Origin of the sequence: Nocardioides soli (assembly GCF_014191495.1) — a bacterium.
Classification (GTDB): Bacteria; Actinomycetota; Actinomycetes; order Propionibacteriales; family Nocardioidaceae; genus Nocardioides; species Nocardioides soli.
Genome location: NZ_JACHWR010000002.1, coordinates 1101740 through 1123851 on the forward strand (window position 1 = coordinate 1101740; position 22112 = coordinate 1123851).

Here is a 22112-nt window from a genome sequence, read left to right on the forward strand (position 1 = left end):
GCAGATCGACGGAGAGCTGACAGAGACAGCCCCCCGCTGCCGCTCAAGCCTGGCGACTCGACGATCCAACCGTCACTGCGTCGCCCCTTTCGACTGACGCGCTTTAGCGCTCGTCCCGACGAGAAGTGCCCGCCGATGTCCGATCCGCTCCGCTGGCGGTTGCCTTCACTAGGTAGAGCGCAACCCGGATGTAAGGACGTCACCTTGAACCAGACTCGCAATACGGCGAGGTCGGCAGGCTGTCGGCCATCTCGTCAGGACTGGTGCCCGAGGCCAACGCGTCGGGCGACTCGGGCTCAGGAAGGACGCTCATGAAACTCATTCTCATTGCTGTAACCGCTCTCGCTCTGGCGGGAACTCTCTCCGGATGCGGGGGTGACGACGAGCCGAAGGTAGACCCTAGACCAACGCAATCGGCCTCGCCTTCGGCTTCCGAGACCTCTACGCCCGAGCCGACGTGGGATGACAAGTACAGCCCCGCACAACTCAAGCGCTACCGCGCCGCACGCGACCGCTGGCTGGAGTTCTGGGAGGCCTACACCGCGGCCGCCCGCACGGGTGCTGACACCCCTGGCCTGAAGGCGATGTTCGAGAAGTACTCCTTGAGCCCGCTAGGTGAGCGCTCAGAGTTCCTTGACACCTACGTCCGCGGGGGCGCCCGGATGGAAGTACCGCCGAAAGTGCTCTGGACCAGCGCATCGAAGATCGGACGGACGACGGTCATCTTCAACTACTGCCTCGACTACACGGACGCTCGAATCACCACCAACGGGCAGGTGACCCAGATCAGCGATCCGAGCCGTCGCCTCATCGAGGTGCAGATGGAGAAGACGTCTGAGGGCTGGAAGAAGCGGGGATACGTGAACAGCGGAGTGAAGGCATGCACGCCAACAGCACCCTGACGAAGGCCGCGACCACGGCGACCAGTTGCCTCGCCCTCGCTGCGGCCGCGCTCCTGCTCGCCACGTCGTCCAGCCAAAGCGCCTGGGCAGATGGTCCGGAAGACTGCCCTCCTGGCACGGGATGGAACGCAAACCTCGGGGCTTGCATCCAGATCGAGATCCCTGGCGAGGAAACGCCTGGTCCCGGCGAGGCGCCTAACCCCGGCGGGGGCGAGACAGTGTGCCGCGACAAGGACGGCAGTGAGGTGTCGTGCACGAAGGACGGATTGACGTGGTGGGGTAGCCCGCACTGGTGCTACGCCGAGCCCGACGATCCACAGGGCCCACCGCCTCGAGGCCATGAGGACGAGAACGGCATGTGGTGGACCTGCCAAACCGGCGCAAGCGGGACCTCGGTGAGTTTTGCGGTCTGGTGGGTTAGCGGAGGTGTGGCGCCGGTAGATGGGGCTGCGGTCGCCCGCCAGCTGATGGTGACCATCCCGTATGAGCTCGCGGACGCGAAGATCGCGCCGCCGCCGACCTATCACACCTACATCTCTTACAAGAACTGGCTGTGGGTCGAGTCCGGGCAGTGGCACACGGTCTCGGCAACCGAGTCGCTGCGCGGAGCCACGGTCACCTTGATCGCGACCCCGTCCTACGTCGAGTGGACGATGGGCAACGGCGACACGGCCTCCTGTGTCGGTCCGGGGCGTGAGTGGCTGAAGGGGATGCCGGAGAACGCTCCGACGAACTGCTCGTACGCCTATGACGAGATGGAAGACCCCGAGGGCGACACGTGGACCGTGTCGGCGCAGATCAGTTACACGCTGGCGTGGACGTGCACGGGCAACTGTGGCGGCGCGACCAGTGGAGACCTCGGCTCGCAGCTTGCCGCGGCCGGTGACTCGACCGCGATCACGGTGTACCAGCGACAGACGGTGGTGAAGAAGAAGTGACGAGCCTGGATTCTCGGACCTCAGGACGGGCCGACGACCGACGTGCGGCGCCGCCGGCGGGTGGCCTGCCCGGTGCGGCTTCACTCTCGAAGGCTGTGTCGAAGGCTCCGCGCAGGTACGGGCAGATGCTGATCAGCTTCCTGGTCGTGATCGCGGCAGTGATCGCGGGTGGCTGGCTCTACGTCAACAAGGGCGGCGTGGCGGAGGTGCTGGTGGTGGCCCAGCCGATCCCGGTCGGGCATCCGATCACGGAAGACGACGTCCGCACGTCCAGGGATCCGCTGTTGGTCTCACGGAGCGTTTCCGGTGTCGACGGGGCGATCTTGGTCTCCGATGTGGACTCGGTGTTCGGGCAGCGCACCACGGTCGCACTGTTGCCGGGTCAGGTGCTGACCGAGGACTCGCTGACCGGTGATCTGCTGCCGCAGGAGGGCAAGCGCCTGATCGCGGTGAACCTCCCGGCAGGTCGCGTTCCGGAGACCCTGGCTCCTGGTTCGGTGGTCGACGCGATCGCGGTGCCGCAGGAGGGCCAGGCGGGCGACCCGAAGGCTCTCGATGACCCGGTGGTGCTCTCGGCCGGCGCCACGGTGTACTCCTCGAAGACGTCGCCGGACGGCACGGTGGTGGTGACGATCCTGATTTCGGAGACCGATGCGAAGACGGTGGCGGCGTACGGCGCGGTGGGGCAGCTGACCCTGCTGCAGGCCCCGATCACCGAGGGTGATCCGGCTGACTCCGCCCCGCAGGACGATGGGACCACCACCGGGGGGCAGGGCTGATGCTGATCGCTGTGTGCTGCGACCGTGGCGCCCCGGGGTCGACGACGACGTCGTTGGCGCTGGGCGTCTCGACGCCGGAGCCGACGATCGTGGTCGAGGCTGACCCGTATGGCGGTGACCTCGCGCTGCGGTGTGTCGCACCCGGTGGCCATGGTGAGGCGTTCCCGCCGACTCCGACGGTGCTGACCTTGGCGACCGAGGCCCGTACGACGGTGACCCCCGGCCTGGCGGCCGGCAAGGCGCACGAGTTCACTGGGTCGACACGGGTCGTGCCGGGGCACTTCTCGGCCGAGCAGGCCGCAGGCGTGAAGAACTGGGCTCCGTTGGCGGAGGCGCTGCGCGCCTCCGCGTCGCGGGTGGTTGCCGATCTGGGGCGGATCCACTCCAGTTCGCCGACCATCCCGGTCGCGGCGGCCGCTGATGTGGTCGTGATGGTGACCCGCCCGGAGGTGGGTGCGGTGATGCACCTCAAGGACCGGCTGGAGCGGCTTGCTCCGGTGCTGGCGAACATCCGCAACGCACCGCCGGTGGTGGTGCCGGTGGTGGTGACGCCGAAGCGGTTCGCCGGGGCGGTGCTCGAGCACGTCGGTCGGATGCTGGCGCCGAGTAACGCCGCCGGCGTGATCGCCGGGATCGGCTGGATCGCGCTGGACCCGACCGGGGTCGAGGCGATGCACGCCGGCCAGGTCGGCGGCAAGAAGAACGCGCGTACGCCGTTGCTGAAGTCTGCCGGCGTCCTCAACGACCAGATCAACCAAGCCGCGGGTGTCGGGCCGTACGGCACGCCTGAGGCCGCACAGGTCGACGCGTATGCCGGCCACGGGGAAGAGGCGTGATGGAGACCAACGGCCTCAGCTCGAACGGGCGCGGTGCGCCCGTGAACGGGATGCAGCTGAAGCAGCTCGTGCCGGTTGACCAGGTGCTGGTCAAGCGTCTCCAGTCCCGGGTGGGTGCTCGTCGCGGGAAGGCGTTGGAGGAGTTCCGCCGCAAAGGCCAGCCGATCCCGAAGGGGGAGGACGCTCGGCAGCACACCGAGGCACTGCTGGCCTCGGTGCTGGCCGAGTACGAGTCCGACCTGGTCGAGGACGGCCGCCCGCCGCTGGAGGAAGACGCCCGGGACCGGCTCGAGGCTGCGCTGAAGGCGCAGCTGTTCGGCGCGGGCAACCTCGACCAGCTGCTGGAGGATCCCGAGGTCGAGGACATCGTGATCAACAGCTGGCAGAGCGTGTTCGTCACCTACGCCGACGGCAGCAAGGCGCAGCTTCCGCCGGTGGCGTCCTCGGACAAGGAGCTCGAGGAGATCGTCAAGACCATCTCGGCTCACGACGGCCTGTCGACCCGGCCCTTCGACCTGATCAACTATCACGTCACCCTCAGGCTGCCCGACGGGTCACGTCTGCACGCGGTCCAGGGGGTGAGCGCGAACGGGTTGTCGATCTCGATCCGCAAGCACCGCCACCTGAGGGCCACCTTGCTTCCGGTTCCCGGGCTGGCCGAGCGGGAGCGAGCCGCCGGCGTCCCGGCGTCGCTGTGCACGAAGGACCTGCTGAGTGAGGGGACCGTTGACCATGACCTCGCCGCGTTCTTGTCGGCGCTGGTGAAGTCGCGTCAGAACCTCATGATCGCCGGGGCGGTGGGTGCGGGGAAGACCACGCTCCTGCGGGCGCTGGCCTCCGAGATCGACCCGATCGAGCGTCTGGTCACCGTGGAGCGGTCCATCGAGCTCGGCCTGCACGAGGACCCCGAGCGACACCCTGACATCGTGCCGCTCGAGGAGCGGCTGGCGAACGTCGAGGGGGAGGGCGCAGTCTCCCTGGCCGACCTGGTGCGCGACTCCCTGCGGATGAGCGCCTCTCGGGTGATCGTGGGCGAGGTCTTGGGTGATGAGGTCATCACGATGCTCAACGCCATGCAGCAGGGCAACGACGGTTCGCTAAGTACTATCCACGCCAACTCATCGCGCGACGTCATTGCCAAGATCCAGACCTACGCGCTGCAGGCACAAGAGCGGCTGCCGTTCGAGGCCACCAACGGCCTGATCGCGAACGCACTGAACTTCATCGTGTTCCTTCGCCGGATCCGCACCGAGGACGGCGGTCAGCGCCGAATCATCGAGTCGATCCGTGAGGTCGCCGGGCGTGATGAGGACGGCGTGAAGACGACCGAGCTGTGGAAGTACAACAAGGCCACCGGCCGTACCGAGTTCACCCGTAAGGCGATCATCCGCGAGGAGGCGCTCCTCGATGTCGGATGGGACCCCGACGGCGCGACGGACCTGAACAGGTTCGCCGAGCCGACCGGCACCAACGGCGATGAGGGGTGGCAAATCTGATGACCTCCTTCGTCGCCTGCATCCTGGCGGTATGCCTCGGCATCATCGGGGTGATCCGCGCCTCCCACGGCAAGAACCTGCTCCCGGCCCGGGTTACCACCGCCCGACGTAAGGTGGCCGACCCCCAGCAGACCGCCCGGCAGGGCACGATCGCGCTGATCGTCGGCGTCGCAGTCGGGATCTTGACCCGCTGGCCGGTGGCCGGCCTGATGGCGGTCGCCGTGGTGATCTTGTGGCCGAAGTTGGCGCGGTCGGGTGCGGTCGAGAAGCACAGCGTCGCCAAGATCGAGGCGATCGCGAACTGGACCGAGTCGCTACGCGATGCCGCAGCATCCGAGTCGGGGTTGGAGCAGGCGCTGCCGGCAACCCTGGACGGTGCGCCGGCGCTGCTGCGCCGACCGTTGCGGAACCTAGTCAACGCCCTGGACCTGCGTACGCCGCTGCCGGTCGCATTGGCGCACTTCGCCGACGAGGTCGACGACCGCGGCGCCGACAAGGTCGTGATCGCCCTCTCGCTGACCGCCCAGCAGCGCGCCGGAAGCCTCAAGCGGGTCCTCACGACCCTGGCCGCCAACACTCGCGCCGAGTTAGAGATGCGCCGCAAGGTGCTCACCGAGCGCAACGGGGTACGACGTCAGTCCAACCAGGTCGCTCTCGGCCTGCTCGCCGTGGCAGGCCTGCAGGCAGTCTTCCTGCGCGGCTGGGTCGAGCCCTACAGCACGGTGTACGGGCAGATGGTCCTCGCTGTGCTGGCCGCGGTCTACGTGGGCCTGCTCGTCCGGCTCCAGCGTCTGGCCGAACCCGAGCCGCACCCCAGATTCCTGTCCGGGGCGGAGGCTCTGGCGCAGGCCACGGGACGCGAGGTGGCCTGGTGATTCCGATGCTGGTCGTTTCGGCGGTGGCGGGCGTGGGGCTGCTGCGGCTGTACCGGCTGGCGTTCCCCGCCGCGCCGCCGCTGGCCGACCAGGCGGCACGGTGGGAGCGGGCACGCGCCCGGGCCGGCCGCCGCGCCCGGTTGGACATCGCCCCCGAGGACCAGACCTGGTCGAAGCGGGCCGCGGAGTGGTTCGCCGAGAATCTGCGAACGCGCCGACCCGACGACATGCAGACCTACGAGCGTGACCTCGCGGTCACGGGTCAGCCGATGGAGGAGTGGCTGGCCAAGTTGCTGGTGTGGTTCCTGATCGGACTGCTCGGCCCTATCGCCCTGGTCCTGCTGGGCAACGCCGCCGGCCTCGGGATCCCGATGCTTGCTGCTCCCGCACTGGGTCTCGTGGGTGCCGTTGTCGCGGTGATCGGCGAGGTCAGGGAACTACGGGAGAACGCTGCGAAGCGACGCGCCGAACTGTGCGACGCGCTGTCAGACTTCCTCGACCTGGTCGTGATGTCGATGGAGGGCGGCCGCAGCCACGCCGACGCGCTGCCCACCGTCGCGCAGATCGGCACCGGCTGGGCCTTCCACGCCCTCTACGACGCGATCGACAACGCCCGACCCAACGGCATGACCCCGTGGGAGGCACTGGGCGAGGTCGGTGAGCGATTCGGCGTCGTCGAGCTCCTCGATCTGCGGGCATCGCTGAACCTGGCTCAGGACGAGGGCTCCAGCATCCGCAACACCCTCATCGCCCGCGCCCAGTCGATGCGCGATGCCCGCCTCGCCGATGCCCACGCCCGCGCGAACAAGTCCACCGACGCGATGCGCAACAACCTGATGGTCATGGCGCTGGTGGCCGCCGCCTACGTGATCCTCGCCCGCGTCCTGTTCCTGTTCACCGCCTAACCCAAACGTTCACTCCTTGAAGAAGGGAACCACCTCATGAACGAGTTCACCCAACTGCAGATGGTGCTCGAGTACTGGCGCTCCCGCTGGAAGGTCGCCCAGCGAGACGAGCGCGGAGCCTCGGCACCGGAGTACCTGGTGCTGCTGCTCGGCATCCTGGCGATCGCGGCGCTGGCGATCATCGCGGTGCGCACCTTCGTCACCAACAAGGGCAACGAGCTCAACGGCAAGTAGGGCCGCAAAGCCACCCTGCTACTGGACACCGCCGAACGAGAAGACCAGCCATGACCATCCCGAAGCGCCTCCGGCCCCTGTGGGGCCTGCTGCCGCGCCGCCGCGACGAGCGCGGCATCGCGGCCCCGGAGTTCGTGGTCGTCATGCCGCTGGTGATGCTGATCCTCCTGATGCTGGTGCAGTGGTCGGTGCAGCTGTACAACGACCGGATCGTGCACGCCGCGGCCCGTGAGGCAGCGGTCGACGCCGCCTCCTGGGAAGGCACCGAAGACGCAGGCAGGCAGACCGCCAACGAGTACCTGGCCGACTCCGGCAGCGACCTGTCCAACACCAGCGTCAAGATCAAGGTGGGGGCGACCGAGGTCACCGTCACCGTCTCCGGCGAGGTGATGACTCTCTTGCCCGGCTTCACCAAGCGGGTCTCCGCCACTGCCACCGTGCCAAGGGAGAGGTTCGCAGAATGACCCGGCCGACGAGCGCGACAGCAGACTGGCGAGACGCCATCGATTCCTTCAGCCACGACGGCCCCGGCGGCGATGAAGTGCTCGCAGCCCAGCATCCGGACCTGATGGCGGCCCTCCAGGAGCTGACGCCCGACGACGAGCCGCTGAAGATCGGCGGGGAGAGCGTCACCCGCCAGACAGATGGGTCTTGGCGCGTCGGACGTGACAGGAACCTTGCCTCGCCGTGGGTCGTGGTCCAGTCGCTCCGTTCCTCCCGCCACCGCTACCCGCGCCACGGCCGTTCCTGGCGAGGGCGTCTTCGCGCACCCCGGGACGAGCGCGGCTACGCTGCCGTCGAGCTGCTGGCGATGACGACCGTGCTGGTCGGCTTCATCACCGTCGTCGTCGGCGGCGGCCGGATCGTCGACTCGAACAGCCAGGTTGATGACGCTGCCTACGCGGCCGCGCGGGCAGCATCCCTGGAATCGAGCTTCGATGCCGGACAGATCGCCGGCCGAGACGCTGCGGAGGATGCGCTGGCAGATCGGGGCAAGGCCTGCACCCGCTTGACCGTGTCGTTCGCGGGAACCGACTTCCGCACCTCGGGCCACGTGAGGGTCGAGGTCACCTGCCACGCGAACCTGAGCGACGTCGTCGGGTTCGGCCTGCCTGGCGCCAAGGACTTCACCAGCACGGCCGTGGTCCCCATCGAGCAGTACCGGCGGCTCCCATGATTTCGCGGCTGATCCGACGGCTGCGGCGTCGGCGCGATGAGCGGGGTGTGGTCTCTACGTGGACGATCCTCATGGCCTCGGGGGTGTTCCTGGTGCTGCTTGGCCTGGTCTATGACGGCGGCAACGCCATGAATCAGCGGATCGCGGCCCACCGCGCCGCGGAGCAGGCCGCTCGTGCGGCCGCCGACGAGATGCGCGGCGTCCGTGACGGCACCGAAGGAATCAACCAGGCGACCGCGACGGCCCGCGCCAACCAGATCCTGCAGCAGGCCGGCTGGAGCGGCACCGTGAACATCGACGGCCTCGACGTCACGGTGAGGGTGACCGGTAAATCGGACAACGCGTTCCTCAACGTCCTCGGCTTCACAAGCTTCCCGGTCGACGAGACCGGCACCGCAACGTCCATCACGGGCCCGAACTAGGTTCCCGGGAGAGAGAAGAAACATCATGCTGGGATTGGTCAAGCGACTCGGAGCCCTCGCACTGCTGCTGGGCCTCCTCGTCGGGTTTCCTGCCCTGCTGCTCGCGGCTGTGGGCAACCCGTGGCCCGACGGGGGGTTGAACGAGCTGTCGCTCATGAGCAACTCGGCCGTGCTCGGGATCGTCTCGCTGGTGGGCTGGTTCGTGTGGGCACAGCTGCTGCTGTGCACCCTGTGGGAGATCCCGCCCGCATTGCGCCACGAGACCGAGGGGGCCTCGAGGCTGCCGATCGCGGTCGGTGGCCAGCAGAGGTTCATCCGGGTGCTGGTCCACACCGTGCTCGCGGTCGGAGTCACCTCGACGACGCTGCTCGGTTCGCACACAGCCACCTCTGAGGCTGCCCCGGCCACACGGCTGCCTGTCACCCATGTGGCGCACGAGGCTCCGGCCGTGAACCCGGAGACCAGTCCCGCCGCCTCGCCGGTCACGTCCGCCCCGGACACCACCCAGGGCCACCGGGCCGACCCTCCGAGGATCGTTACCGACAAGGGCGACACCTTGTGGGGCCTGGCCGAGAAGCACTTGGGCGACGGGTTCCGCTGGCAGGAGATCGCGGACCTGAACCAGGGGCGGGGCATGGCCGACGGACGCACCTTCAACAACCCGCGCAGCATTGAGCCTGGCTGGGAGCTGCTGCTGCCCGCCGATGCGACCAACCTGCCCGGCGACCAGGCCCCCGAGTCCGAGCACGTCGTCGCGCCTGGTGAAACGCTGACCGGGATTACCGAGGAGGCCACTGGTTCCTCCGACAACTGGCAGGCGCTGTACGAGGCCAACAAGGACGTGATCGGCAGCGACCCTGACCTGATCCACCCCGGGCAGGTCCTCGTTCTGCCGGGCACTGGTGACGTCGACCCGGGCACGGACCGGGCGCCGCAGCGAGAGCGCGAGCACGTGCCCGGCAAGTCCACCAGCGGCCAGGACGAGCAGGCGGACGACACGGGGGCCGACGGATCCTCGGGAGCCGACGACGCGGCTGGGCAGGACGAACAGCAGACGCCCGCGGAGCCGGCTATCCCGATCGCACCGTCGCAGGAATCGGCTCAGGAGGCCCCGGGCAGTACGGAGCAGATGCCGGCCGCAGCCGACGGTGCGGAGGAGGCCAGCGACGAGGGCGGGATCACGGGCCTGCGGGCGCTGCTGGCCACCGCCGCGTGTCTGTCGGTCGGAGCCCTGGGGCTGGTGGCGGCCAACCGGCGGCGCCAGTTCCGTCGCCGCAGGATCGGTCGCACGATTGCCTCGACGCCCGACGAGCTCGTGGAGGTGGAGCAGGCGATCATCGAGCACGGCTCCGAGGCGCAGGAAGATGTCGCGTTCCTCGACCGGGCGCTTCGGCACGTGGCCGGGGCCTGCAAGGTGGCCGGCAGCCGGCTTCCCCAGCTGGGCGCCGCCGTGTTGGGCGATGAGGACCTGACGCTGCTCTTTACCCACCCCGCGCCCGGGGAGGTGCCGGAGGGCTGGACGGCGACCGATGACGCCCGCGCCTGGATGCTGCCGCGCTGGACCTTCCTCGAGGAGGACCTCGAGAGCCAGCCGGCCCCGTACCCGGCGCTGGTGAGCATCGGGCAGGACGAGGGCGGTCGTACCTGGCTGCTTGACCTGGAGACGCTGGGCATGTGCGGGATCGGCGGCGATCCCGAGCAGGTGGCTGACCTGGCGCGGTTCATGGTGGCCGAGCTGGCGGTCAACGCATGGTCGGAGGGCAGTGAGGTGCTGGTGGCCGACCACTTCGGCGCCGAGACGATCGGTCTCAACCCCGCCCGTCTGCGGCAGGTCCAGCGCAGCGACGCCCTGGCCCGGGCCGCGGTGCTGACCGGTGAGATGGGCGAGGTCGAGCAGAACCTGGATGCTGACGTGTTGACTCGTCGCCGAGACGGGCTGCTGCTGGACAGCACCAACCCGGTGGTGGTCGTGGTGTCCTCCCGCCCTGAGGGCGAGTTCGTCGCCGACATCCAGGATCGGGACCGCTCCCGGGTCGTGGTCGTGCACGGTGATGAGGAGTCGCCGGCCGTCGAGCTGACCGGCGATGGGATGGCGTTCCTGCCGATGTGGGGCATCAGCGTCAAGGCCTCCACGCTGCCGAGATCCGACGCGGAGGCCATGGCGGCGCTAATGGCCTCGACCCGCAACCTCGAGGACCAGCCGGTCCCGGCCGCCCAGTCCGACGAAGGGCCGTTGGGCAAGTACGCCCGGGCCGACGGGTCGCTGCGGGAGGAGTACACCGAGCCGCGCCGCACAGCGGGCAACGACCCATCCTCGATGCTCCCCGATGCCGACGAGGTCTACCTGGCCACCGCGGCTACGACCGCCGAGGACCTCGCCGCGGCCGCGCCGAGTGTTCCCGAGGAGGTCCGCGCTGAAATCGCGGCACTCGATCCGACGCTGGACCAAGACGTCGCTGACTGGTTCGACGAGTCTTCGCCGCGGCCCAAGGTGCACCTGCTCGGGCCGGTCGCGGTGACCGCCCTCAACGGTGGCGACCCCGCGTCGATCGACAACGCGGGAGGCACGGTCTCCTTCATCGCCTACCTGGCCGTTCAAGACCAAGGGGTCACCGGGGAGCGTGCCGCCGTAGCGTGCGGATGGAAGACGCAGAAGACGGTTCAGAACCGTGCCACCAACGCCCGCTTCCTGTTGGGCACCCGGCCCGACGGGAGCGACTGGCTGCCGGACGCAAGCATGAGCGCTGGCGCTCAGCTGGGCAGCAGCCCCACCTACGAGCTGGTGCGGGGGACCGGCGGGGTCCTCAACAGTGCGGACTTGTTCGTTCGGCTCAAGCACCGCGCCGAGCGCCGTGGTGACGACGGCTGCGAGGAGGACCTCGTGACCGCGCTGTCGTTGGTGACTGGTGCCCCGTTCGAGGCGGCCACCGAGCACCGGTTCAAGTGGCTGTTCAAGCCGGGGCAGCAGCGGTGGGACGAGATCCTGGTGGGAGCCATCCATGACGCGGCCCACATCCTGGCGACGCGGGCGGTCACCGCTGGCCGGACCGACCTGGTCCGGGTGGCCTGCGACGCAGCCCGGAAGGCCAGCCCTCATAGTGACATCGCGTGGCTCGACGAGGCCGCGGCCACCGAAGCCGAGAGCGGTCGTGACGCCGCCGGCGAGCTCATCCGCGAGCAGGTCCTCGACCGGTACGACGAGGACCTGCCGCCGCGCTCGGAGGCCGTCGTGGAACAGCGCGAGTGGGGTGCCACCGGGTAACTGAGCGCTGGCTGCTGACCGACGGACTCTCAGGATGGCTTCGGCCTGCGAGCACGAGGGCGCGGAGGCTCGCGAATCCAGGGCGGCCGGAGGCCGTCGCGCAGCGACGCGAAGCGCCGTTGACTCGTGACGGTGCAGTCGTAGGCAGGCCGGTCAGCAAGCCGCGCGCCCACGTGCCTCCGGCGAGGTTTACGCTCAGCGGCAACACCCGCAGATAGGTCGCAAGATCCGCATGGTCAGCTCTTGCCCAAGTACCTGTGGTCCTCGACGTGCAGGAACCCTGATGTGCCCACGGCGGGTGATGGCTCAGCCTGCGACACGCAGGCGCTCAAGGACGAGATCTGGGGTGCTGGCTTCGCTGTGCCAGTCCGTGGCCTCATCCGCCGTCGTTCGTCGGCTGCGCCTCAGGTCGCGGTCGGTGGTGGCAGTACCCGTACCATCGGCGCGAGCGCCGGGTCCTGGGACGCCGGGGCGGGGTCGTTGTCGAAGATCGGATCGAGCGCGGCCGCGACGTGGGCCATCTGCTCGTCGAGGTCCGCTTCGCTGATGCCTTCCACCCTCTCCTTGCGTCTCCAGGCCGCCCACTTCGCCTGACCGACGGCCCCGTACCCGTCGACGGCGTCCCCGATGGGTTGTAGATCCACGCCTCGATGGCGGGCAACGGCTTCGGCGGAGCGGCGTAGTTCGTCGGGGTCCAGCTCCTGGGTGTCGGCCAGTCGCACGATGTCGACATAGTCGCGCCAGCGGGTACTGGTGATGCCTCGTTCGAGGATCGTGACGCCCTTCTCGGCGATGATCGTCTCGGGGGCGTACCCCCACATCTCCACGTCTGCTCCCATCACGCGCGGGACACGCACGCGCCGCGGCGACGGGACAATAGGGTCACCGGTGGAGATGTCCCAGGAGATCTGACAGGTCTGGGTGCCGAGCCAGGCCTTCACCCGGACGCGCAGGCCCGGATATTCGTCGTGCTCACGGATCTCCTGCACGCTCAGCGAGCCGAGGTCGAAGAGCAGGCCGTCGTCGGCGTCGACCTCCGACAGGTCGCGCACGACCTGGGCGACGTGCTCGGCGGACACCTCGGCGCTAACCGCCTCGGCGTCGACGTCCTTGGTGGGTCGCCGAACGTCGTAGGCGCCGAGCAGGATGCCGCCCTTCAGCACGAAGTCGTCGGCATGGTCAGTTTGTGTGAGCCGGTCCAGGAAGGATTCGAGTGCATGCCGCGTCAGAAGCTCGGATGTGGGGGCGGGCCGCCCTTCGGTGTCGGCGATGGAGCGGGCCTGCCGTTGGATCTTGCGGAAGACCTCATCGCCGTCTCTCACGACAGCAGCTCCAATGCGTGCAGGATCGGACTCTTGGACCGCGGGAGCTTCGAAGCGATCGCCATGAGCTCGGCGGGCTTTCCGCCTTGGCGCAGCCACTCGCGAAGAGCGTCGCGGCCGATCTCGTAGCCCAAGTCCCCGCGCAGCCGGAAGGCATCCGCGATGCAGCGCGCCGGCGAGTAGATGCCGATGGTGAGCTCGGAGCCGGGGATCGTGGTCTCGGTGCGCCCGAGCTCGAAGGTCTCGGCTGCGAAATGGTGCCAGGCGATGGCCGACGTGGTGGCGGGCGCCCGTGTCCCTCTCGGGATCGCGATGTCCAAGGCGGCGGGGATGGCGTCCGTGAGGTCGTAGTGGGCCAGCGCGGAGGTCAGACAGATCGTTGCCTCCGGTCGTCGAGTGGCGGCCTCGATCCAGTCGAAGTCGGCGGGCGGGGCGTCGGCCGGTCGGTAGATCCCGCGGGCGATGCGGTCGAACTCGCCCGCCCGGATGGCGCGGTACAGCGCACTGCGGGACATGCCGAGGCTTCCGGCATGCTTGGCGTGCAGGGTCTCCATCGCTTCCCCCTTGAATCATTCCGTGCACAGATAACCATACCTGTAAACAGTTTGTTCCGCCACCTTTGGTAATGGGATGGCTCCGCTGACGCACCGAGCGCGCGCCCGCGACGGACGACCGACCCGCCCGCGCGTTCCTCAACGTGTTTGTGCCGCTCTTCTACTTCCTGTTGGTCATCCTCGTCGTCTTGTTCCTGCTACCCGCGCCGCTGAGGTGAACCCTCCTTATACCGGCGGTCGATCCCCTCGCAGGTCCCGTCGACCTGCACTCAGGCGCCGTCGATCTCCTCCGAGAGCACCACGACGCTCAGACGTCAATCCTGTGCGCCGGCCGGACAGTTCCCCTATACCGCTTGCAACCCCTTCGCGGTCATCAGTCCCGGCGTGTTGGTCAGCGACATGCCGTCCACATCCCCGCCCCGCGTTCCCGGGCCTGGTCTTCGACCTGCAAGTACGCTGCGTGGCGCGAGACGGGGTCTGAGCTGTCCCGGGCCGCGGCGGCACCGGACCGGATCTGCGCCCGTCCGATGTCGCGCCCACCTGCCTCGACGTAGCGCAGCCAGCGCGCGTAGCTGTCGACGTCGTCCTGCGTCGGGTCGCTCACGAGGGTGACCTGCGTGCCGACCGGCAGGAGCTGCCTGAGGTATCGCGTGGACGCAGAGCCGTAGCACTCCGCTGGCTTGCCCGGATGCGGGATCTCGGGAGCGCTGATCCTTCTCTAGGCTCTCCCGAACTGTCGGTCATGACCTGGTTGGGGAGCGCTCTTGCCTGCTGGTTTGGAAGGGTGGACGGTGACGTTCTACGACTTCACTGCGTCCGTGACCACCCCCGACGCTGAGTCCTTGTCGGGCTTCGGGGAGGTGCATGCTCGCGCTGCGGCCAATGGTGCCCGGCACGGCACACCGGTGCTGATCGGGCCGGGTGGGTGGCCTGACCCGCGGGTCAATCTCTTCTTCCGCACCGGGCCGATGGCCGAGGCCCGTCCAGGAACGTGGCGCCGGTATGCCTACGCCCTGGTGGTGTGGCTGAACTATCTGCACGTGGTCGGCCGTGGTTGGGTGGAGGCGACGGTCAGTGACGTGGAAGCGTTCAAGGAGTGGCGGCTGACGTCGCTGGATAATGCCGGGCGGGTGCAGCCGACGAGCTTCGACACGGATCGGTCGGCGTTGAACTCCTTCTATTCGTGGGCCGGCCAGCGGTATGGCGTGGCCAATCCGGTCGCTACCGCCGGCGTGGGCCCCCGACGCAGCGTTCGGCCAGGCGAAGAGGCGCTGCGTCGCCTATCGGTGGGCCGGGATCCGTTGCGGCCCGCTGGCTCGACGCGGCGGCAGGTCAAGTGGATGCTCCGGTCGGCGTTCGAGCAGTGGCGCGACATCGGGCTGTGTGGCTACGGTTTCGATGGACTGCGCCGCCCTGGCTGGCGCGGTATCAATGAGGACCGGGATGCGGCGTTCGTCGATGGCCTGTACGGGACGGGCCTGCGGTTGGCGGAGTGGGCCAGCGTCCTCGACGTGGAGATCCCCACACCGGGCGCGGCCCGGTTCGCGCCGGCGCATCTCTCGGCGGCATGCCTCAAGGGTGGCAAGTCCGGCCGGACGTATCGGATCCCGCGCAGCGTGCTGCATGCGGTAGCCGCCTACACCGACCCGGCAGAGGGCTCCCGGGCTGAGGTTGTCCGACGGGCTCAGCGGGCTGGCCGCTACCAGCAATTGCCCGGCATCCGGGTCGTGGCCGGCTACCGCGCGCACAGTCGGCGGCTGTTGATCGAGGGCCCGGGCGACCCGGTGCCGGTCTCGCTGGACGTGCTCGGCCCGGACGAGCGACGCCGCTTGTTCCGACGCACCCCGGACGGGACTGCGCCGTTGTGGCTGTGGCTCGCCCCGAATGGGCTGCCGAAGAAGCCCTACGGGTGGGAGGACACCTTCGATCACGCCAATCACCGCATCGCCCGAGCGTGGGCCGAGACCGTCGGTGACGGGAGGGACGCGGACGAGTGCCCGCTGTGGGCGCGGCCGCACATGTTGCGGCACTCGTTCTGCCTGAAGTGGTACTCGATACTCTCGGCGGTCTGGCGGACCCGGGTCACGGGCCTGTCCGAGGAGGAGACACGTGACCTGCGCGACCAGCTGGGTGACATCTGGTATCAACTGGCCACGCTGATGGGCCACGCCCACCCGATGACCACGCGAGACATCTATCTCGAACCCTTCGCCGGCCTGGAAATCGACTACCTGATGGCCATGTTGGACGAGGAGGAGACCGTCGGAGTCGATGCGTTGCTGCGCACCCTCGCCCACGGAGGCGGGCGCACGGTGCAGCCGATCACCATCACCGGCGAGGTGTCCCGGTGAGCGGCGCGCAGGGAGGACAACCCGCGGCCCTGCCACCCGCCGGGTGGGCGCCGCGCCCACGCCTGGGGCCCGATGGTCAAAGTGTGTTGTTCATTGACGAATCCAGTGGACGCAGCACGCTGTTCGAGTTCGCCGATCTGCCGGTGGCCGAACCTCTCCGCCGGTGGTTGGCCGAGCGTGTCGCCCGCCGGCTCACCACCCGTTCGACGGTCAAGCGATTGCCCTCCGCCAGGTCGCTGGTGGACACCGCTCGCCATTTCGCGGTCGTGCTCTCCGAGCACCCGGTCCGGCAGCCGGAGGACGTCGTCGGCGAGCACATGCTGGACTTCCGGCGCCGATACGAGCACCTGAAACCACGAACGATGAGCGGCTACGTGGAGAACCTGCGAGGTCTGCTGCGCGACGACGAGCGTCTCAGCTCCGACGCGCGGGCCGGGCTGGCCGCGATCCGGGTACGCGGGATGAGTCGCCGCGACATCAGCAACCGGGGCTACACCGACACCGAGTGGCAGGAGATCCTGACCGCCTTACGACACGACGTGCGGGCGGCCCGCGACCGCATCCACGCCGCGCGGCGACTCCTTGTCCGGTATCGGAGCGGGGAGCTTCCGACCGGCAGCGAGGACATGACACTTGGCCGGTTGTTGGATGGCTTCGAACGTACCGGCCAGCTGCCCCGCAAGTTCGACACGAACGCCACGCCGGAGGTGCACCGCTGTGGCGGACTGGTCAAGGTCGCCGGCATGCTGTGCCTATCCCCGGACGAACTCGCCGCGTTCGCGCTGCTCCTGATCTCCCTCACCGGGCAGAACTACGGCACGATCGCGGCCTGGCCGGCGGCGCACTTCCGCCCCGACGGCGGGCTGACCGACGAGGGCCTGGCCCTGGTAGAGGCCTGCAAGCCGCGCCGCGGACCCGACCGGGAACACATGGTCATCGCGCTGGAAGACCTCGTCACCGGCGGCGACCCCGACCAACGATGGTCCCGGTCGCCGCTGCGGGTGTACCGAATGCTGCTCGACCTCGGCGACACCGCCCGCCGCCTGAGCAACAGCCAAGGGCTCTTCGTCGGCCGGATCGCCAAGAAGACCGTTCATACTCCAAGCCCATGGATCACCACGCTGACTAGCCAGCATGTGCAGCGGTGGGCCGCCGCCCGCGGTTTCCCCACTTCCACCTTCGCGGTCCCTGCCGGGAAGCCGGTGGTCTCCGTGAGGAGGCTGCGGCTGACCGCGATCGAGCGGCGCCGTCGCCCAGTGGCGCACACGGCGACCACCATGCGCGATAGCTACCTGATGCCCCAACCCGCCGTCCAGGCCGAGTCCCACGCCATTGTCGCGGCCGCCCTGGACAACGAGGTGAGCAAGGCCCGCGACCATGCCCGTGTCCCGGTCTTCACCCAGAGCTTCGTCGACCTCGCCCGGCGCGACCCACAGTCCGCCGCCACACGGGCCGGCATGACCATCCGACAGCTGGCCGGGCTGATCGAAGGGAGTCAAGACACCGTCCTGGCGTCCTGCCAAGACCACCGGGCTAGCCCGTACGAGCCGCCCGGGGTCGCCTGCTCGGCGTCCTTCCTGGCCTGCCTGGACTGCGCCAACGCCCGCGTCCTGCCGCACCAGCTACCGATCCAGCTGGCCGCGATCGACGCACTGGAGCAGTTGCGTCCACACCTCCCCCCGGCCCTGTGGGCGCGCCGGTACGCGCCCCGCCTGGACCAGCTGCAAGACATCACCACCGGCTTCCAGCCTGCCGAGATCGACCGAGCCAAGGCCGAGATCACCGACGAGCATCGTCACCGCATCAACGATCTCCTGGAGGGCCGATGGGACGTCCACTGACGAGTGATGATGCCGGCCGCTTCGGCGAGCTCATCCTGCGCCAGCGCACCGTGCGCCCCGGGACCTTGCCGGGCAAGCTGTCCCGCTTCGACGACGCGGTCTGGCACCTGGCCCCCGCCCACCCCGACGCCCACGCAAAGATCAACGCGATCCGATGGGACCACTGGCCCGCCGAGCTGGTCGACGTGTTCAAGCCCGTCACCCTGGCCTTCCTGGAACACCCCACACCGCGCAGCGTCACCGTCACCAGCGACGGAGACCTGATGAGCATCGGCACCCTTGCGTACCGGCTCCGCATGCTGCGCGAGTTCGCCGAGTGGATGAGCCAGCAACACCTGCCCAACCTGCACGAGGTCACCGACCAGCAGTTGGACCGCTACCGCCAGCACGTGCTCCGCCTCGAGGCCAGCACCCACCACAAGAGCAACCTGTTCATCGCGGTCCGCACCGTGTGGGACTACCGCGGCCGCCTTCCCCCACACTGTCGCCTGAACACCCACAGTCCGTGGGGCGGCATGCCGCCGGCTCGGCTGGCCGCGGCAGCGTCCCGGCCGGCGGGCACGGAGAACACAACCCCGCGCGTCGCCGCGGCCACCATGGAAGCCCTGCTGGCCTGGAGCCTGCGCATGGTCGAGGTGATCGGCCCCGACATCGTGGCGGCCCGCGCCGAACAGGACCAGATCGAGGCCGGCACCCATCCCAGCCAACGCGCCTTCGACGGGCTCACCTCCCGGCAACGGCTCCAGGCGTTCGCAGCCGACGCGATCCAGCGGGGTCATGCCCTGCCCGGGCATCCCCGCCGCAACTCGCAGGAACAACCACGGATCAACTGGAGCCAGCTCGCCAGGATGCTGCAACTGCCGCAACGCCACGTACCCCCCAGCCTGCAGCCGGTCATCCTCGCTAGCGGCCTTCCCATCGACGACGGCTCACCCGTGGGTACCATCACCGGCCTCGTCCAGGGCCACCCGTGGCGCGAACGGCCCCTGACGACACACGAGCTCCCCGGCCTGGTCTCTCACCTGTCCGTGGCCTGTTTCGTCATCATCAGCTACCTGTCGGGCATGCGACCCGGCGAAGTCCTCAACCTACGCCGCGGCTGCACCCGCCAGGACGAGACGACCGGCCAGCTTCTGGTGGCCGGCCGCTACGGCAAAGGGCACGCCCGCACTCCACGCCCCACCCTCGGAGACGACCCCTGGGAGCGCACCTGGGTGGTGGTGCGCCCTGTCCACCAAGCCATCGCTCTGCTCGAGCGGCTGACCGACGGTTCACCCTTCCTGTTCCCGTCCAGCCTCCACAAACCGCACGCGATCCGACCCGCCGACCGGCATGCCCGCCGAAACGGCGAGATGACCCGCGACCTGGGAAACTTCATCGCCTGGGTCAATGCCACCTTCAGCCGGCTCGACGGCGACGCCGTGATCCCACCTGATCCGGCCGGTCGGATCTACGCCAGCCGGTTTCGCCGCACCCTGGCCTACTTCATCGTGCGTCGTCCCCGCGGGTTGATCGCCGCCGCACTTCAGTACGGGCACGTGTCCACCACCGTGACACTCAGCTATAGCGGCAAGGCCGACACCGGGTGGCTCGACGACTTGGCCGTCGAACGCCTGGAGGCCATCCTCGAGCACAACCAGCACGACCACGCGCTGTTGGCCGCTGGAGAACACGTCAGCGGCCCCGCCGCCACCGACTATCGCGACCGGGTCGCGGCTGCCCACCGGTTCGCCGGGCGAGTCGTCAACCGCGTCCGTAACGTCGAACGCCTCCTGCAACACACCGACCCGAGCATCCACCACGGCGACGGGATGACCTGCGTGTACCGAGCCGAGACTGCCGTCTGCCGCACCAGCCGCCAAGCCCAAGGACTGCCGATCGATGACGGCCCCCTCGAGGCAGAATGCCAGGCGGGGTGCGTCAACCTGGCTTACACCGACCGCGACATCGCCCGCCTGGCCGAACGACTCACCGTCCTCAATACCGCCGCAGACGACTCGATGGCGCCGACGCCGCTGCGCGACCGCGCAGGCGCCCAAGCCGAGCAGATCCGCACCGTCCTCACACGACACCAGGCAGCACCCACCGAAGGGCGCACACCATGACCCGCAGGCGACGCGACCTTGACGCCGAACGCCGCGACCTGGCCGCCGCCGCGGACCGGCTCCTGGCCGGCACCCCGCTGCGCTCGACCACCGGCAAACTCAACGGCACACAGCTGATCACCGAGTCCGGTCTACGACGTGACGTCGTCTACGGCGACCACAAGAACCTCGTCGACGACTTCACGGCCCGCGTCAAAGCGCAGCACGCCACGCCCAGCTCGATCGCAAGAGTCGCCGACAAGAACCGCGCGCTCAGGGACGAAAACGATGCTCTCAAGCGCCAGCTCGCCGAAGAGCACGAGACCACCAAGACGCTGACCAAGATCATTGGCGAACTCTCCCTCGAACTCCACCAAGCACGCGAAGGACTCACCTCACTACAACAGGTCCCACACATCGGCGCGCATTCGTCGGCCCAGCGCGCTGGGGCCTGACGGGATTCGCCGAGTGACCGGCTGTGCCCTGCATGTCGCGGTGCACCCGCTGGATCAGCGCGCCGAGCGGACCGACGGGGGCCAGGCAGCTTGGCGTCTCCAACACCCGAGCTGAACGGGGCCGCGCGCCAGATGTCGATCGTCTAGCGGTCACCCTCGGCGTCGCGTTCTTGGTATTCGCGTGGAGAGAGTCCGTGGAAGCGGGAGAAGGCGGTGCTGAACGTCGGCAGGTGGGCGTAGCCGACGCGGCGGGCGACTGTGTGGGGCTTGGCGCCGCTGGCGAGAAGGTCGCGGGCGACGCGCATGCGGGCGGCGTAGCGCCACCGGGTCACCGTCATGCCTGTCTCCTCGCGGAACGCTCGGTGTATGTCGGGAGGCACGTCGGGGCCGGGCAGGTCGGAGGAGCCGATCCTGCGCAGGTAGTCCATCGCCGCAGAGTGTGCGCGTGCATCGGTGGGCATCGGCACGGACAGGGCGCGCTGGGCCGCGACCTGGTCGGTGAAGAGGTCGACGACATGCGCGGGGTCGTGGTCGGGCGGCCGCAGCCCGGACCGGGCGCTGACCGAGCAGAACATCAGGAAGTCGTCCCAGGCCGAGGGGAACCGCACCTGCATGGGACCGGTCAACTGGAGGTCGGCGGTGCTGGCGTTGCCCAGGGGCAGGGAGATGGAGTTCTCGCGGAGGCCGGTGACGTGCTCGAGTCCGGCCGGGATCCACGTTGCGACGCCTCGTTCGCGCTCGTAGCGGTCCGCGCCGATGTCCAGGTACCCGCTGCCGCGGTACACCCAGCTGAGCACGTGGATGTCGTTGGTGTGCGAAGGGGTCGAGGTCGCGGGCAGCATCTCCGGTGCGGCCGGGGTGTCGTCCCCGCGCATCAGTCGCATCAGGTCGTCGGCCTGGCGCGCAGCCCGTGCGCGCGGCGTCATGTCCCCCGAGGCTGGACGGGCTGAGAACTGTCGGCCGAACTCGTGAGGGGTCAGTCCGAACCGACCCTTGAACGCGCGGGTCAGGCCGTTGCGGCTCGCGAAGCCGACCCGTGCGGCGACCTGGTCGGTGTCGTACCCGGCGGCGAGGAGTTCGACCGCAGCGCCCAACCGGCACCCCGACCGCCACTGGTCGAAGGTGAGCCCGGTGTCGGCTATGAAGTCGCGGCGGAGGGTGCGCGGGCTGGTCAGGACCTGCGCCGCCCACTGCTCGACTGTGAGGTCCAGCGCCGGGTCGCGGAGGAGCTCCTCGGCCACGGCACGTGCTCCGCGGGCTCGCGGTATGACCGTTAGTGCAGGACCGGGCAACGTGGCTGCGTGCTCGATCGGCGCGGGGGCCGGCGGCCGTGAGGCGGGTCGGCGGATGAGGTCGGTGATCGCGTCCGGGGAGTACCCGCGGCCGTTGAATGGCGTGACCTGCAGGTTGAAGAGCTGGATCAGCCAGTCCTGCCACCTCTCGGGGACATCGAACTGGGTCGGCGCCGACAACCCCGGGCTGCCGACGCTGGCGTGCGGCCACAGCGGGAACGCGACGGTGCCGGGCTCGGTGACGATGTCGCGGTCCATCCAGCCGTCGGCGGGGATCCAGACGCCAGTGCCGGCGGACAGGCGGAGGGCGGCCCTGCCATCGAGGTGGACGTGTGCCGTACCGGCGCGGACCCAGAGCAGGAGTGAGCGGGCTGGCACGCGGGTCCC

At 69.0% G+C, this 22112-nt stretch carries 20 protein-coding genes; 16 read left to right on the forward strand and 4 right to left on the reverse strand.

All coding sequences use genetic code 11. The features are described 5' to 3' along the window. The first annotated feature begins 263 nt into the window (after positions 1-263). The 12 genes from FHU40_RS15670 (at position 264) to FHU40_RS15725 (ending at position 11826) form a co-directional block, all read left to right on the forward strand. On the forward strand, positions 264-902 hold the full coding sequence (locus FHU40_RS15670) for a hypothetical protein (RefSeq protein WP_183593211.1): 639 nt from the start codon (positions 264-266) through the stop codon (positions 900-902). Further along, a complete protein-coding gene (locus tag FHU40_RS15675; RefSeq protein ID WP_183593212.1) occupies positions 881-1840 on the forward strand; it encodes a hypothetical protein in 960 nt (319 codons plus the stop codon). The genes FHU40_RS15670 and FHU40_RS15675 overlap by 22 nt, the downstream gene beginning before the upstream one ends. Before the next feature lie 158 nt (positions 1841-1998). After that, a complete protein-coding gene (locus tag FHU40_RS15680) occupies positions 1999-2619 on the forward strand; it encodes an SAF domain-containing protein (protein ID WP_343057883.1) in 621 nt (206 codons plus the stop codon). Next, the gene (locus FHU40_RS15685) at positions 2619-3455 is read left to right on the forward strand and encodes a hypothetical protein (protein ID WP_183593214.1); all 837 of its coding nucleotides are present in this window, start codon (positions 2619-2621) and stop codon (positions 3453-3455) included. Before FHU40_RS15680 ends, FHU40_RS15685 begins: the two co-directional genes overlap by 1 nt. After that, positions 3455-4951: a TadA family conjugal transfer-associated ATPase gene (locus FHU40_RS15690; protein WP_221199854.1), complete on the forward strand. Its 1497-nt coding sequence runs from the start codon at positions 3455-3457 to the stop codon at positions 4949-4951. The genes FHU40_RS15685 and FHU40_RS15690 overlap by 1 nt, the downstream gene beginning before the upstream one ends. After that, the gene (locus FHU40_RS15695; RefSeq protein ID WP_183593216.1) at positions 4951-5826 is read left to right on the forward strand and encodes a type II secretion system F family protein; all 876 of its coding nucleotides are present in this window, start codon (positions 4951-4953) and stop codon (positions 5824-5826) included. Before FHU40_RS15690 ends, FHU40_RS15695 begins: the two co-directional genes overlap by 1 nt. A gap of 5 nt (positions 5827-5831) precedes the next feature. Then, complete coding sequence (locus tag FHU40_RS15700) at positions 5832-6731, forward strand: hypothetical protein (RefSeq protein ID WP_221199855.1); 900 nt, start codon at positions 5832-5834, stop codon at positions 6729-6731. Between the two features lie 36 nt (positions 6732-6767). Beyond that, on the forward strand, positions 6768-6965 hold the full coding sequence (locus tag FHU40_RS15705) for a hypothetical protein (protein ID WP_183593218.1): 198 nt from the start codon (positions 6768-6770) through the stop codon (positions 6963-6965). Positions 6966-7015: 50 nt separating this feature from the next. Then, the gene (locus FHU40_RS15710; protein ID WP_183593219.1) at positions 7016-7429 is read left to right on the forward strand and encodes a TadE/TadG family type IV pilus assembly protein; all 414 of its coding nucleotides are present in this window, start codon (positions 7016-7018) and stop codon (positions 7427-7429) included. Then, on the forward strand, positions 7426-8142 hold the full coding sequence (locus tag FHU40_RS15715) for a TadE/TadG family type IV pilus assembly protein (RefSeq protein ID WP_246390613.1): 717 nt from the start codon (positions 7426-7428) through the stop codon (positions 8140-8142). Before FHU40_RS15710 ends, FHU40_RS15715 begins: the two co-directional genes overlap by 4 nt. Then, a complete protein-coding gene (locus FHU40_RS15720; protein WP_183593220.1) occupies positions 8139-8564 on the forward strand; it encodes a pilus assembly protein TadG-related protein in 426 nt (141 codons plus the stop codon). Before FHU40_RS15715 ends, FHU40_RS15720 begins: the two co-directional genes overlap by 4 nt. A gap of 25 nt (positions 8565-8589) precedes the next feature. Further along, complete coding sequence (locus FHU40_RS15725) at positions 8590-11826, forward strand: LysM peptidoglycan-binding domain-containing protein (RefSeq protein WP_183593221.1); 3237 nt, start codon at positions 8590-8592, stop codon at positions 11824-11826. 404 nt (positions 11827-12230) lie between these two features. Here the strand turns inward: FHU40_RS15725 and FHU40_RS15730 are convergent, their stop codons facing one another. The 3 genes from FHU40_RS15730 to FHU40_RS15740 form a co-directional block, all read right to left on the reverse strand. Continuing rightward, entirely contained in the window at positions 12231-13148 is a 918-nt protein-coding gene (locus FHU40_RS15730) for a nucleotidyl transferase AbiEii/AbiGii toxin family protein (protein ID WP_183593222.1), read from the reverse strand. Continuing rightward, positions 13145-13702: a type IV toxin-antitoxin system AbiEi family antitoxin domain-containing protein gene (locus FHU40_RS15735; protein WP_221199856.1), complete on the reverse strand. Its 558-nt coding sequence runs from the start codon at positions 13700-13702 to the stop codon at positions 13145-13147. Before FHU40_RS15735 ends, FHU40_RS15730 begins: the two co-directional genes overlap by 4 nt. A 391-nt stretch (positions 13703-14093) precedes the next feature. Beyond that, positions 14094-14414 carry a thermonuclease family protein gene (locus tag FHU40_RS15740; RefSeq protein ID WP_183593835.1) on the reverse strand — a complete coding sequence of 107 codons (321 nt, stop codon included), beginning with the start codon at positions 14412-14414 and terminating at the stop codon, positions 14094-14096. 79 nt (positions 14415-14493) lie between these two features. Between FHU40_RS15740 and FHU40_RS15745 the strand changes: the two genes are divergently transcribed. From FHU40_RS15745 to FHU40_RS15760, 4 genes are all read left to right on the forward strand, one after another. Then, complete coding sequence (locus FHU40_RS15745; protein WP_221199857.1) at positions 14494-16053, forward strand: site-specific integrase; 1560 nt, start codon at positions 14494-14496, stop codon at positions 16051-16053. Between the two features lie 83 nt (positions 16054-16136). Continuing rightward, on the forward strand, positions 16137-17894 hold the full coding sequence (locus FHU40_RS15750; protein WP_343057884.1) for a hypothetical protein: 1758 nt from the start codon (positions 16137-16139) through the stop codon (positions 17892-17894). Next, complete coding sequence (locus tag FHU40_RS15755) at positions 17879-19999, forward strand: integrase (protein WP_183593225.1); 2121 nt, start codon at positions 17879-17881, stop codon at positions 19997-19999. The genes FHU40_RS15750 and FHU40_RS15755 overlap by 16 nt, the downstream gene beginning before the upstream one ends. After that, positions 19996-20433 carry a hypothetical protein gene (locus FHU40_RS15760; RefSeq protein ID WP_183593226.1) on the forward strand — a complete coding sequence of 146 codons (438 nt, stop codon included), beginning with the start codon at positions 19996-19998 and terminating at the stop codon, positions 20431-20433. The genes FHU40_RS15755 and FHU40_RS15760 overlap by 4 nt, the downstream gene beginning before the upstream one ends. Before the next feature lie 143 nt (positions 20434-20576). Here FHU40_RS15760 and FHU40_RS15765 read toward each other — a convergent pair whose 3' ends face one another. Then, positions 20577-22103, reverse strand: coding sequence for a helix-turn-helix domain-containing protein (locus FHU40_RS15765; RefSeq protein WP_183593227.1), 1527 nt, complete (start codon positions 22101-22103; stop codon positions 20577-20579). Positions 22104-22112 lie beyond the last annotated feature (9 nt).

Excerpts from the sequence above, each read along its gene's own strand:
- FHU40_RS15755 (WP_183593225.1), top strand. The coding sequence starts at position 17,879 with ATGGGACGTCCACTGACGAGTGATGATGCCGGCCGCTTCGGCGAGCTC.
- FHU40_RS15725 (WP_183593221.1), top strand. The coding sequence starts at position 8,590 with ATGCTGGGATTGGTCAAGCGACTCGGAGCCCTCGCACTGCTGCTGGGC.
- FHU40_RS15710 (WP_183593219.1), top strand. The coding sequence starts at position 7,016 with ATGACCATCCCGAAGCGCCTCCGGCCCCTGTGGGGCCTGCTGCCGCGC.
- FHU40_RS15685 (WP_183593214.1), top strand. The coding sequence starts at position 2,619 with ATGCTGATCGCTGTGTGCTGCGACCGTGGCGCCCCGGGGTCGACGACG.
- FHU40_RS15735 (WP_221199856.1), bottom strand. The coding sequence starts at position 13,702 with ATGGAGACCCTGCACGCCAAGCATGCCGGAAGCCTCGGCATGTCCCGC.
- FHU40_RS15675 (WP_183593212.1), top strand. The coding sequence starts at position 881 with ATGCACGCCAACAGCACCCTGACGAAGGCCGCGACCACGGCGACCAGT.
- FHU40_RS15720 (WP_183593220.1), top strand. The coding sequence starts at position 8,139 with ATGATTTCGCGGCTGATCCGACGGCTGCGGCGTCGGCGCGATGAGCGG.
- FHU40_RS15690 (WP_221199854.1), top strand. The coding sequence starts at position 3,455 with ATGGAGACCAACGGCCTCAGCTCGAACGGGCGCGGTGCGCCCGTGAAC.
- FHU40_RS15700 (WP_221199855.1), top strand. The coding sequence starts at position 5,832 with ATGCTGGTCGTTTCGGCGGTGGCGGGCGTGGGGCTGCTGCGGCTGTAC.
- FHU40_RS15705 (WP_183593218.1), top strand. The coding sequence starts at position 6,768 with ATGAACGAGTTCACCCAACTGCAGATGGTGCTCGAGTACTGGCGCTCC.
- FHU40_RS15715 (WP_246390613.1), top strand. The coding sequence starts at position 7,426 with ATGACCCGGCCGACGAGCGCGACAGCAGACTGGCGAGACGCCATCGAT.
- FHU40_RS15695 (WP_183593216.1), top strand. The coding sequence starts at position 4,951 with ATGACCTCCTTCGTCGCCTGCATCCTGGCGGTATGCCTCGGCATCATC.
- FHU40_RS15760 (WP_183593226.1), top strand. The coding sequence starts at position 19,996 with ATGACCCGCAGGCGACGCGACCTTGACGCCGAACGCCGCGACCTGGCC.